This window comes from Symbiopectobacterium purcellii (assembly GCF_019797845.1).
GTDB lineage: Bacteria > Pseudomonadota > Gammaproteobacteria > Enterobacterales > Enterobacteriaceae > Symbiopectobacterium > Symbiopectobacterium purcellii.
Genome location: NZ_CP081864.1, coordinates 4,059,504 through 4,071,662, shown reverse-complemented (window position 1 = coordinate 4,071,662; position 12,159 = coordinate 4,059,504). Strand labels below are relative to the sequence as shown.

The window sequence follows — 12,159 nt, the reverse complement described above, 5'->3', positions numbered from 1 at the left end:
TAATAATTAAGTGATGTATGATTGCAATAATGGTTTTCAGTCAGTGAGGGCACTTGTGCTCAACATTTACTTTTATGGTTGGAGACATCCTTTAGCAAAGTATGATTATCGTGTTCTGTATAGCGTCGGGTGAAAAAAATGTAGGGACATGATAGCGGCCTAATTTAATATAGCAATGATATGGCGTTGAGTTTTTTTTGATTTTTTTATTTATTGTGATGTTTTGTGTTGTTGAACAGGCCTATTTGTGTTTTTAACATCAGTGCGCCTGATGTGTCATATTCTCTTTGTATATCATATTATTATGGTGATGCTTGTTTTTTTTTGATAAAAAGATAATATCCCCTGTCTTTAAAGACGGCAAGTGTTCATTAATGATGCGTATAAATATAATTATGATATTTCCGTGATATATATATTATCTTGATTAATTTATTTTTACATTTTTTGATGTGTCTTGACCTGTTGTTTTTAAGTGAATATTCTGGCCCTACACACCGCACCGATAGTTATCGTGGGCTCGCTATTATTCTAGAGCGTATGAGCCGCGCAGTTCAGTATGGCTGGCGCAATTTTCTATAAATGTCATGCGAATTATACAGAGGTCACTATGTCTAGAGAGCTTCAGAATAAGAGTATTGTCACTAATACAAATCTCCAGAATTGTAAATACACCCCCGGTTATAATGCAATGGTTGAAGATTCAGTCATCACTGATGAGACCTTTAGGGTTAATGACTCATTATTCTTTATTCGGCCATTGACCCCAGAGTCGACATTCACCTTTTCAATAATGAATAGCCGAGAACGCGTCACCTTTACGGGAGATCAGTCTGCAGTACTGGTGTCAAACAGTGCTATTGAGTTATCGCTTCATGGCAAATGGCTGGTAGGACGATCGTTGATTACCCAGTTAGCGACTTTTTTAGCCTTCACAGAGTATCGATTTAAAGAGTCTTCTCGACTATGGGGGGCGAATGCCGCGCCTTTACAGCATAAGGTCCTCTTCGAAACAGAAAAAATCTTCTGTGCGGTCATTGATAATGCCCAAATGAGCTTTATGGATTTGGTTTTTTGTCGTGACTTTATCAGCGATACGGACGTTATCAATAAACTGTGCCATTTTATTCGCGGCATTGAGAGCTATTGGGTTGCTCAGTTTTTGTTGGATCAAGTCCTTGATAACAGTAAAAGCATGAAATCACATAAGCTTTATAATTCCTGTAAAGAATATGGTGTTTCAGAATCTTATTTTAGAAAGCTTTGCTATAACGCTTTTACGTGTGGACCGAAAAAACAGCTCAGAATGTGGCGCGCTGCATACAGTGCGTTGCAACTGATTGAGAATGATGAATCGATTGCGACCGTGGCTTGGAATAACGGCTATGCATCGTCGTCCCATTTCTCCACGGAAATCAAAACGCTTTTTGGTATAACGCCACGTGAGTTCAAGAATCTGGAAGGCTTTTTGAATGAATAGAATAGGTAAAATGGATTTTTATCTGCTAGGGATTGTTATAGGAATCAGCATGGTTTTTCCTGTATCGGGTGCCTTACCGATAGAGAGCATGACATCATATGATACAACAAACAGCAGGGACGCTTTTTCAGCTGATAACACCACGACCTATGTTGCTAATAATAATAGCATTCAGCAACTTTTTTATGTACTTGGTGGGGTATTAAGAAAACCAGTTATTGTCAGTACAGAAGCGGCTAAAAAGCGCATTTCAGGTAATTTTGATTTGACCAAACCGCGCCAATTATTAAATGTGCTATCAAGCCGGATAGCCTTGATCTGGTATGACGACGGCAGTTCGATTTATGTTTACGATGTCAATGAGATGCAGAGTCGTGTCATCAAACTGGCCTATGCTTCGTTCAATCGCCTCGAGGCCTATTTACAATCGACGGGATTATATGACGATCGTTTCCCTCCTCGATCTCACAGTGGTTCTGGTTCATTTTATCTATCGGGACCACCTGTTTATGTTGATCTTGTGGCGGCAGCAGCAAAGTATATTGATAGTACTTACTCTCAGCCAAGTGCGGGAGAGAATGTTATCAAGGTAATCAAGTTGAGAAATACCTTTGTTAACGATCGGGCATTTTCACTGCGTGATACTCCAATAACTATTCCTGGTGTAGCAACAGTGCTCAATCAATTACTTAACAATAGACGGAACTATAATAGAGCGAATATAGCGGTATCCGATGCACCAGATGTCGTTGAAAATGATATGCGCTATTCCCAAGAGGGAGCATATGTTCGCCATATGAAAAATTTACTCCCGTTATCGGGGGGGAGTTACGACCAGCGTGACCGTCAGGATGAGGTTTACAGCGGCGTAGAGCGTAATGCAATAAATATTGTGGCATATACTGATACCAATAGCTTACTGATCCAGGGGAGTGAAAAACAAGTCGCTTTTGTGGACGATCTTATTCGCGCTATAGATATTGCCAAACAGCAAATCCAACTCTCTCTATGGATTATCGATATCTCGAAAAATGATGTAGATGCCTTAGGGGTTGTTTGGCAAGGTCAGGCAGGTATAGGAAATGTTGGTATTAACTTTAATGGTGCTACAAGCGCATTGAATCCAGCAAACAGTGTGAATTTTCTGACAAAAGTCACTGCGCTGGTTGAGAAGGGAAATGCACAAGTCGTTTCCCGGCCAGAGCTGCTTACCCAGGAAAATGTCCCTGCGTTGTTTGATAATAATAGTAGTTTCTACACCCGGTTATTGGGAGAACGTTATTCATCATTAGAGAAAGTAACATTTGGCACAATGATCAGCGTCATTCCTCGTTTAGGAAAACACAGTCAGGAAATTGAGATGATACTCAATATCCAAGATGGAAAAATTTCGCTGGCTAATGGTGACATGGAGAGTGTTGATAGCTTGCCCATTGTGAACAATACACAAATCAGCACTACAGCCCGTGTTCCGATGGGTTATAGCCTGTTGATTGGTGGTTACAGCCGCGAGGAGGATGCGTTGCGAGGTGCTGGTATTCCATTGCTGAAAGATATCCCACTGGTGGGAAAGCTGTTTGACTATACCTATACCAGTCATAGAAACATGGTACGGCTTTTTCTTATTCAGCCCCGCTTGTTAGCGTATGGTGAAACCTGGCAAGGGCGCTGGGAAAATAACCCGGTACTGGGGCGAAACCTTGCCGGCGAGGATACTGCAACATTGCAGTCCACAGTCACCATGTTGCGGCAATTTATGAACAAACGGCAAGGTATATAGATGGGGATACCTCCGCTTGGGCGAACAAGCCTCCTGCGAATGGATTTTCGAGAGGAGGACAACCGGTCAACGGTGACTGCTACTAGTGAGGAGAGTGAGCACCCGCCAGTAAAGAATCTGCAAGAGCAGATCAGTAATGCAGCCGAAGAATTTGCCGATGTGCTGAGTACATTCGGGCGTTTTAGCCGAATGGGCCGCAGGAACGACAATATTGAGAACGACTTTCTTTCTTCCATGTTGGAAGAGAAGGCCGACGAAAAGCATGATGCCTTGATTAAGCAAGTGGTCAGATTGTCTTTGAACAGGGATGGATTGTTGAAATATGGCAGAAGTCTCTTCCCTAATGACAGTGACCTGATGCTGGCATTACGTGAATTGATGCTTAATCGTCAACTTTCTGCGCTACAAAAGAAGAGAATAAAAGAGGCGATGGCCGAGCTCGAAAAGTTCTCGGATTGCCCGAAAATGCGCTCCGGTATAAATATTGGTCATCTTGCAAAACGCTTTAGCAGCATGGAAGGCCAACAGCGCTTATCTGCTGGAGACTTACGCGACTGTTACTTGCGTTTTTTAGAATTAGACCTGCCAGGCAGTTTTATCTATCAGGATTGGATAGAACAATACGGCTGCCATAACCGGCAGCGTTTATTGGCTTTTACCATGAATGCGCTCATTGCTGATATGAAATCAAGTGAACCAGGTATCCATTTTGATGAATTTGGTCCGTTAAGCAATAGGTTATCTGATGCCAGAACTATTCACACTTTAGATTTACTGTTAAATGAACGATTTTCTACGCTGTCGTTTCGTGAGAGTTTAAAAAATGAAATAAAAATAATGGATGAAAGTGATATAGTCATTCTTTACCTGAATGGCATTATCGAAAGTCATAAGTTTGAAGATTCTCTTCATCATTTTCACCATGATTTTATGCAACGTTTACGGTTAACACAGCGTGCCACGGTGATTCAGATATTAAGAGGGGTGTATAATAAAACACCAGAACGAATGTTCATTGATCCCGAGTGTCGGCAATACCTATTGAATTTTATTTCTGCGCTGCTGACGTCCTTTCATGATAAAGAACGTCGGAAAGGGCCATGGTCTGATTACTACACCTGATGTAAAGCATAACTACTTTGATATAGATATGATGCTGAAATATGATACTACAGAATTTTTTTTTACAGATTAGAAACCGTCCAGAACTCATTATTTTATTGATAATGATTCTTGTCGTCGTGATGCTGATTATCCCTTTGCCTACATATGTGGTCGATTTTCTTATTGGTTTCAATTTGACAATGGCATTGATGATATTTTTAGGGTCATTTTACATTAATAGGGTTTTGGATTTTTCATCGTTTCCTGCCATTTTATTAATCAGTACCATTTTTCGATTGGCGATATCCATCAGTACAAGTCGTTTAGTGTTGATGGATGCCGATGCTGGGGACATTATTTCCAGTTTCGGTGAGTTCGTCATTGCCGACAATCTCATCGTTGGCTTTGTTATTTTCTTTATCGTCACCATTGTCCAATTTATTGTTATTACTAAAGGTTCTGAACGTATCGCTGAGGTGGCGGCGCGTTTTTCGCTTGATGCCATGCCTGGGAAACAAATGAGCATCGATGCCGATCTCAAAGCAGGAGTGATTGACGAAAATGAAGTAAGGCAGCGACGAGCGGTATTGGAGGCTGAAAGTCAACTTTACGGCGCACTGGATGGTGCGATGAAATTTATCAAAGGTGATGCAATTGCAGGGATTGTTATCATATTTGTTAACTTGCTGGGTGGCATTTCGGTTGGAATGATGCAACATGGAATGAGTATGTCGGCAGCGCTTTCAGTTTATACGCTGTTAACGATAGGTGATGCGTTGGTAGCACAGATACCCGCGCTCCTCATTTCCATTAGTGGTGGTTTAATTGTTACGCGTGTAAATAATAGCGAAGATACTAACCTGGGAGCCAAAATTATCCAGGATATGTTTTCTAATAAATTCATACTGGTGGTTACCGGCGTTCTTGCCATTGCACTTGGCCTGTTGCCCGGTTTTCCATTAGCCGTATTTTTGCTATTGGCCGCACTGCTGTTTGGGCTCTATATCAAACACCGACGGGAAGAAAAGCAACGAGGAGCGATGGCATCACGTTCAGATCAGAAAGAGAACGACGTTGAAGAGAAGGGAAAACCTGTTGTGATCGACGGTGAGTTTATCCCAGAAACCATTCCTTTAATCGTTACCGTATTTTCTGGGCATGAAAAAATAGTAGACCAATATGGTTTTTCATCTTATTTAAAACGTCATTTTTTTATCGAATACGGTGTGCGTTTACCTGACGTGGTGATGAACTATAAAAAAGACACACCACAAAATACAATAGTCATTTTAATTAATGAGATTGAGGCCGCCAGTTTCCCCCTTTTTCCCGGTATGCATAAGATTTTACTACGCGGCGATGAATACCAGGTTCTGGACAGCAATGTGCAGGTTAATGAAGTTAATCAAGTAAAGACCTATTGGCTTCCGGAAGAACAATGCAAAAAGGCTCACGGTCTTGGATTCTATACGCGCAGCGCGCAGGATGAATTTTACGTCTGCGCATCGACGCTGCTGGCGAGAAATATTACCGAATTTTTCGGTATCCAGGAGGCTAAAATACTGCTTGACGATCTTGATAAAAAATACCCAGAGTTGCTTAAAGAGTGTTACAGAAATAATACCGTTCAGCGTATTACTGAGGTTTTTCAACGTTTGCTACAAGAGCGCATTTCTATCAGGAATATGAGGTTGATTCTTGAGGCATTGGTACAGTGGGCCCCGAAAGAAAAGGATCCCATTATGTTAGTGGAGCATGTGCGCGGTGTGTTATCTCGCTATATATCAAACCGATTTTCTACGGAAGGAAAAATACGTGCATTTGTTATGTCGCATGAGCTGGAAGCAGTGGTACGTAATGGTATCAGGCAAACGTCTGGGGGAACCTTTATCAACTTGCCTCCACCAGAAACCGAGCGAATTATGCATTGCTTAGAAAAAAGTATTCATGGCAACGGTGTTAATGCCAGAGATATTATTTTAATGGTGTCTCTTGATATTCGACGTTTTGTGAAAAAGTTGGTTGAAGAACATTATCCTGAAATGGATGTGCTCTCATTTGGTGAGGTTTCACAAAGCGTGGACATTGATGTTATTGGTTTACTACAAAATTAACGGGTGAATTATGCAATATGATGTTGTTGCGTTGCTAACCGAGATTTTAGCAGAAGTGGGGATGTCAGAGGTTCTTGATAAAGATCTGAATAATCACTCTGCGATATCGTTACATATGAAAGATGATATTCCCACTATCCACATCAAGAGTAACGATGAGGAGATTTGGGTGTGGGCTCAGTTGGGTGAAGTCAATCTTTCTACTTTGAGTTATTGCAGCGCCAATCTATTTCCATTGTTATTGGCTCACAATGAAGAGGTCTTTCATGCAGGGTACCCGTGTTTGTACCAGATTGATAATAGTTTAGATCTTCGTGCCCAGGTAAAAGAAAAACATTGTGAATCAGCGTCCGCGTTTATGGAGATGCTGGATACCTTTTTAACGGTGTTGCAGCAGTATCGCACAGCCTTAAATTAATGACGGGAGTGCACCTATGGTTGCGCAAAACTTTGTCCATCTTGCCCACCCTGTAAGAATTCAGGGAAACGTAATAGAGGCCTATTTACCGGGTACCTATATTGGCGAGGTGTGTGAGGTACAGCGTTCCCTTCAGGATTCGACAAGAGTGGGTCTCGCACAAGTTATTGGTTTTAACCACGAATATACGCTGTTAAGCCTGCTAAACGATAACCAGGGTTTTTCTCGTCGCAATGTACTCTATCCGACTGGTAAACCGTTTAAGATTGCGTTGAATGACAATGTTGCTGGCGCTGTTCTTGATGCGATGGGAAATGTCCGCGCGCGGCTTGATAGCAGCGCGTTGCGTGATTCTGGCGTGACGCAAGTGCTGGCGGTACAGGGCGAGCCCAAAGATTTTACCCAGCGCAGGCCTATTGATACGCCACTGAGGACGGGCGTTCGTGCTATTGACGGGTTACTCACTTGCGGTTTGGGGCAGCGCATAGGCATTTTCGCCTCTGCCGGCAGTGGCAAAACATCGTTGATGAGCATGTTGATTGAACATTCTGAGGCGGATATTTATGTTATTGGTCTGATTGGCGAACGTGGACGTGAAGTTACTGAGTTTATCGAAACGCTGAAGCAATCTCCGCGCCGTTCGCAAGTGGTATTGGTTTACGCCACTTCGGACCGATCGTGTATTGAACGCTATAATGCCGCACAGATAGCGACACGGGTGGCAGAATATTTTAGCGCCAAAGGAAAGCATGTCCTGCTGTTTATTGATTCAATAACCCGCTATGCGCGAGCGTTACGTGACACAGCACTCAGCATGGGAGAAATGCCAGCTCGTCGCGGTTATCCTGCCTCTGTGTTTGAAGCATTGCCCAAACTGTTAGAGCGACCAGGGCGTTTTCAGCAGGGTTCAATAACGGCCTTCTATACGGTATTGATTGAGAATGAAGAGGAACCGGATGTTATTGGCGATGAAGTCCGTTCTATCCTCGATGGACATATTTATTTGAGTAAACGATTGGCTGCTCAAGCGCATTATCCAGCGATTGATATTTTACAAAGCATTAGTCGCCTTTTTTTTCATATCACGCAATCCGAGCAACAGCGTGCCGCAGCACGTTTTCGAGAATTGCTTTTTCGGCAACAAGATATGCAACTCTATCTGGACTTGGGCGAATATCAACTTGGAGAGAATGCTGAAAACGATACTGCCCTGAATAAAAAGGAGCAGATGGCCGATTTTCTAAAACAGGACATGATGCAGAAAATCGAGATCACCGCGTGTTTGGATAACCTTTATGCATGCCTGGCGTAAAGGAAATGCTTTTTTAGCTTTACTGGAGCATAAAAAAAATCGCGCCGGGCATGATAAAAAAAAGAGTGAAGCGTTATTGGATGAGTTTTGTCACACCATTGCCCAATGCCATAAGGAGCATGAAGCAATAAGCATGGAGATTGCTCAGTTAATGCCGCCAGGGGTGATTAGTCGCAGCAAAATGTATCAACGCATTCGGCAGCAGGGGGTATTGATGAGTAACCAGCAAGATATTGCTCAGCGTATTATTGATTTGCAGAATGATGCTGATATAGAAAAACAAAAAGTTGAACAATGTCAGCGCATGATAGTGGGGTGTGAAAAAAGACACCGCAATATTTCACGCTATCTTCACCGTTTACGGCGTAACCAACTTCAACGTGCAGATACCAATACTGAAAATGATATTGAGGAGAGAGTAAGTTATGGAGAAAAAATCGGGTGATGCATCAATAAAAACCCAGACTTCATCGGAAACCGACTCTGAAAGTGAAATATCCCTCGAGAAAATAGCAGAGAAAAAGAAAAACAAAGAAACACAACGTTCAGAGACGATTATGTATCTTCATTATTACACGCCAATTTTGTATGACAAGCCGTTGAGCTTGAAGCAAAACGGCGCGCCAGTGCAAGAAAAGGGTAAGAAACAGGTGTTGTACGATCAGGACATGCATCGGCGTGATTTACCTGTTTCGCACACCAGTGCGTATCGCGCTACAGCACATGATGGGGCGCCCATCGTGGCCAATAGCATGACATTACCAGCCACTGAGCAATCTGGCGTCGTTCCCTTTTTTGAACAACGGGGCAGCAAGGTGTCTGACAAGGTGCCTGATAGGGCTGAGCCTGCCACGCGATTTGACGCCTCCCGTGCTGTCGATATGCAGCCTTTGGCGGAGTCTGTGCCTGCGGTTGGCCCTGTGCATGACACCAGAGGGCACTACGACACATCCCGTTCCCCCGCTAAAGCACTTCATACACAGCGTAATGAGCCCATGAGCACCACCTCTAGCACGATTACACAGCGCGAGAGATTGAATACGCTGCGCTTTGGTGACGCTCATGACGATCAAACGGTGCGGATCAGTTACCCATTTCAACGCTGGTTTGGTGATCATTCTGTCAAGGTGACGTTACGTCGTGACAGCTTGTTCGAAAGTGCAATGGTTCTGCAACCGTCAGATGTGCGCGCTTCCGATGCGCTAGCCCGGCAACTTGATCACTGGCCAAAGCAAACGCCGCACATTCTCCTTCCCGATAACGCCGGAGATGAACAGCAGCAAGGCCAGCAGCAGAAAGAACAGGAAGAGGAACAATAATGAATGTGCGGGAGCGGTTGCGTCAAAGGTCCCGGCTGTCCCATGCCGCCGGGGAAATAACCCTGACTGTTCCAGGCAGTGAAATAGCGCTACCCAGTCCTTCGCGCCGTTACCTCAGTCTCGATTTGGAGGATGAGGAACAGAATTTTGCCCAGGCATGGGTTGATGCTGATGAATGGGCTGCGGCGAGTGGGGGTGAACTGCCCGGTATTGCGTGGGAACAGGTGCCACTTGGCTATCTTTCTCGTTGGCTGTGTCATCACCAACCTGATTGGTGTTGGTGGGTGGCAAATAAACGGTGGGTAATTCAACACGTCGCTATTCCAGCAAGACCGTTGCCGGTATCTCTTACGCGTGTACCTGCCAGACCCTGTTCATTGCTCTGTTGCGACTGGCCGGAGGACCAAGATCAGGCGCTATTGATTTCTCGCCCCTGGCTTGAACATCTTCCTTTTACCCTGCGCTATAGGCTGGGCAGTACCCGCTTGCCACTGGCGCAATTGGTGGCGATGGGCAAAGGCGATTTGATGCGTATTGAGCACTACGATCCCATGCTGCTTATTGAGCATTGCCCAATTGCTCATTTTTGTTTAACTCAGGAGTTGGAGGTTTTTGTGGAGGAATTTTACATCGCAGATTCAGACGATGCGCTACGCGAAGAAGATGAAATAACATTTGAATGGATGAATTTGCCCATCAATATTGAGTTTGTATTAGACAGTGTGTCGCTTACGGTCGGCGAATTGGATAGTTTGCAGCCAGGTGCGCAGTTACCGTTAAATAGCAATGCGGAAAAAAAGATCAGAATTTATCTGAATCGCAAGCTATTTGCGCGCGGTGAGTTAGTTGTACTGGATGACGGCTCATTGGCTGTAGAGGTAAACAGTATGAACGGCACAGCCGTAGGGAAAACGGACGCAATATATGCTGAGTAATGATGTTTCACTAATTATACTGCTCTCATTCTTTACATTGTTACCTTTTGTTATTGCCGGTGGAACCTGTTTTATAAAATTTTCTATCGTACTTATCATGGTTCGTAATGCATTGGGGATTCAGCAAGTGCCTTCAACATTAACACTGAATGGCATAGCATTAATCATGACTGCCTTTGTTATGATGCCAGTCACTCAAAACATACTAAAATTTGTTGAGAAAAATAATATCAATTTTAATAATACGCAGTCAGTCAATTTGTTTATGGATCAAGGGTTAGGCAGTTACAAAAACTATCTGGTGCATTATTCCGACCGCGATCTTATTTATTTTTTCTACAATGTCCAGCAAGGTGACAAGGATAACGCCCTTCAATTGGAAGAGCATGAAGTGGAATCATTACCGTTGATGACACTCATGCCAGCCTATGCGTTGAGTGAAATTCAGAGCGCTTTCAAAATTGCATTTTATCTCTACGTGCCATTTGTTGTTATTGATATGGTGGTTTCCAGTATTCTTCTCGCGCTTGGGATGATGATGATGAGCCCCATCACGATCTCTATCCCGATCAAGTTGATTCTATTTGTCGCAATGAATGGCTGGAGTTTGTTAACCAAGGGGTTAATTACCCAATATACAGAACTTATGACATCATGAATAACATCCTCTTTGTTGGAAATAATGCATTATTGTTGGTGCTTAAATTAACGGCTGTTCCTATTGCTTTTGCAACTGCAGTAGGGATTGTTGTTGGGTTATTTCAAACAGTAATGCAAATACAGGAGCAAACCTTGCCTTTCGGCGTAAAGTTATTGGCCGTGTTTGCCAGTTTGTTCATGCTGATTGATTGGTTTTCAGCAGAGATGCTCTATTTCTCATACCAGGTTTTTTCAATGGCTTTTCAGTGAGAAATAACATCATGTTATTCACTAATCTTTATTTGTATTTTCAACATAATGTCATGATTTTAATGCTTGCCTACGCTCGAATGGCGCTTGTTTTTTATATGTTGCCCATTTTAGGTGAGCGAGTTTTGGCGAATCTTATTGTAAAAAACACCGTCATATTCCTTGTGATTATTGGTTTATGGCCCTGCGTTGAAGCGAATCCCGTTACTGATCAGGGGGGCTGCATTGTGTTGCTAAAAGAGCTCGTCGTGGGGCTGGTTTTGGCCGTAACGCTTTGCCTGCCTTTTTGGATGGTGATAGCGCTGGGTGAACTCATCGATAACCAACGCGGCGCGACGATAAGTGATAGCATCGATCCCGTGCACGGTGTTCAAGGTTCCATTCTCTCTGGTTTTTTCAATTTTGCCTTTGGCGCGATCTTTTTTGCCCAGGGCGGTATGCGTTTGCTGGTTGACGTATTGTCAGCAAGCTACCGGGTATTGCCCAAAGGCAGTGAATTGACTGAGATGAATATTAACGAAACCGGGCAGTTAGTATTGCTGCTAATGCAAGGCAGTATCATGCTAGCGGCACCGGTGCTCATTGTCATGATGTTGTCAGAAGTATTATTAGGTGTTTTTTCGCGTTATTGCCCACAGCTTAATCCGTTTTCACTCTCGCTGACCATCAAAAGTGCCATCGCTTTTGCTGTCTTCTTGCTCTATGGCTTCCATTCATTTACTGAAAAACCATTACCTCTTTTTTCTTTACAGGCGTTTCAACGTTTTTTTATTTGACGTCAGGGAGCA

General features: G+C 43.4%; 12 protein-coding genes. All 12 read left to right on the top strand.

Annotated features, from left to right (window positions below):
• The first annotated feature begins 691 nt into the window (after positions 1–691).
• Positions 692–1,480: a helix-turn-helix domain-containing protein gene (locus K6K13_RS18885; RefSeq protein ID WP_222158360.1), complete on the top strand. Its 789-nt coding sequence runs from the start codon at positions 692–694 to the stop codon at positions 1,478–1,480.
• Positions 1,473–3,260 (top strand): type III secretion system outer membrane ring subunit SctC, encoded by a 1,788-nt coding sequence (sctC, locus tag K6K13_RS18880; protein WP_222158359.1) that lies wholly within the window; start codon positions 1,473–1,475, stop codon positions 3,258–3,260. The genes K6K13_RS18885 and sctC overlap by 8 nt, the downstream gene beginning before the upstream one ends.
• A 72-nt stretch (positions 3,261–3,332) precedes the next feature.
• Positions 3,333–4,382: an HrpJ domain-containing protein gene (locus K6K13_RS18875; RefSeq protein ID WP_222158358.1), complete on the top strand. Its 1,050-nt coding sequence runs from the start codon at positions 3,333–3,335 to the stop codon at positions 4,380–4,382.
• 44 nt (positions 4,383–4,426) lie between these two features.
• Positions 4,427–6,478, top strand: a complete 2,052-nt coding sequence (locus K6K13_RS18870; RefSeq protein WP_252120545.1) for an EscV/YscV/HrcV family type III secretion system export apparatus protein — start codon at positions 4,427–4,429, stop codon at positions 6,476–6,478.
• A 10-nt stretch (positions 6,479–6,488) separates the two neighbouring features.
• Positions 6,489–6,896, top strand: a complete 408-nt coding sequence (locus tag K6K13_RS18865) for an InvB/SpaK family type III secretion system chaperone (RefSeq protein WP_222158356.1) — start codon at positions 6,489–6,491, stop codon at positions 6,894–6,896.
• A gap of 16 nt (positions 6,897–6,912) precedes the next feature.
• Complete coding sequence (sctN, locus tag K6K13_RS18860) at positions 6,913–8,208, top strand: type III secretion system ATPase SctN (protein ID WP_222158355.1); 1,296 nt, start codon at positions 6,913–6,915, stop codon at positions 8,206–8,208.
• Entirely contained in the window at positions 8,192–8,653 is a 462-nt protein-coding gene (locus K6K13_RS18855; RefSeq protein ID WP_222158354.1) for a SpaM family type III secretion system protein, read from the top strand. The genes sctN and K6K13_RS18855 overlap by 17 nt, the downstream gene beginning before the upstream one ends.
• A complete protein-coding gene (locus K6K13_RS18850) occupies positions 8,634–9,527 on the top strand; it encodes a SpaN/EivJ family type III secretion system needle length determinant (RefSeq protein WP_222158353.1) in 894 nt (297 codons plus the stop codon). The genes K6K13_RS18855 and K6K13_RS18850 overlap by 20 nt, the downstream gene beginning before the upstream one ends.
• Positions 9,527–10,462, top strand: a complete 936-nt coding sequence (locus tag K6K13_RS18845) for a FliM/FliN family flagellar motor switch protein (RefSeq protein ID WP_222158352.1) — start codon at positions 9,527–9,529, stop codon at positions 10,460–10,462. Before K6K13_RS18850 ends, K6K13_RS18845 begins: the two co-directional genes overlap by 1 nt.
• A complete protein-coding gene (locus K6K13_RS18840) occupies positions 10,452–11,120 on the top strand; it encodes an EscR/YscR/HrcR family type III secretion system export apparatus protein (RefSeq protein ID WP_222158351.1) in 669 nt (222 codons plus the stop codon). Before K6K13_RS18845 ends, K6K13_RS18840 begins: the two co-directional genes overlap by 11 nt.
• A complete protein-coding gene (sctS, locus tag K6K13_RS18835) occupies positions 11,117–11,371 on the top strand; it encodes a type III secretion system export apparatus subunit SctS (protein WP_222158350.1) in 255 nt (84 codons plus the stop codon). The genes K6K13_RS18840 and sctS overlap by 4 nt, the downstream gene beginning before the upstream one ends.
• 11 nt (positions 11,372–11,382) lie before the next feature.
• Positions 11,383–12,147 (top strand): type III secretion system export apparatus subunit SctT, encoded by a 765-nt coding sequence (gene sctT, locus K6K13_RS18830; protein WP_222158349.1) that lies wholly within the window; start codon positions 11,383–11,385, stop codon positions 12,145–12,147.
• The last annotated feature ends 12 nt before the right edge of the window (positions 12,148–12,159 follow it).